Origin of the sequence: Streptomyces alkaliphilus (genome assembly GCF_014141535.1) — a bacterium.
GTDB classification, from domain to species: domain Bacteria; phylum Actinomycetota; class Actinomycetes; order Streptomycetales; family Streptomycetaceae; genus Streptomyces; species Streptomyces alkaliphilus.
The window spans coordinates 1-473 of record NZ_VKHT01001716.1 but is presented as its reverse complement, the minus strand read 5'-3'; the positions used below and the strand labels follow the sequence as shown (position 1 = coordinate 473).

1 protein-coding gene is annotated in these 473 nt (G+C 75.7%); it reads left to right on the top strand.

What is annotated here, in order from left to right:
• Positions 1–43: 43 nt before the first annotated feature.
• Positions 44–473 (top strand): aminotransferase class IV (locus FNQ90_RS26460; RefSeq protein WP_323380202.1); only part of this gene is annotated, 430 nt, incomplete at its 3' end.

Below are 473 nucleotides of genomic sequence, written 5' to 3'. Positions count from 1 at the left end.
TATAAGAGACAGGGCCCGGGCCGTCCCGGGGCAGACTGACCGGATGAGGCAGACGCACGGTGCTCCCGGGGTTCCCGGTGCCCCGGGGGTTCCCGACGCGACGGGCGCGCCCGCGCCGCTGCCGCCGCCCGCCCTGCTGGACGGCAGGCCGGTCGATCCAAAGGAGCTGCGGGCGCTGGCCCTGACCGGCTACGGCCACTTCACCACCCTGCGGGTGGAGGGGGGGCGGGTGCGCGGTCTGGACCTGCACCTGGAACGGCTGACCCGGGACGGGCGCGCGCTGTTCGGCACCGCGCCCGACCCGGAGCGGGTGCGGGAGCTGCTGCGGCGCTCGCTGACCCTGTACGAGGGCACCACGGTCGGGGAGCCGCCGGCGGTCACGGTCCGGGTCACCGTCTTCGATCCGGCCCTGGACATCGCCCGGCCGGACGCCGCCGACCGGCCGGCGGTGCTGGTCACCCCTGTCTCTTATA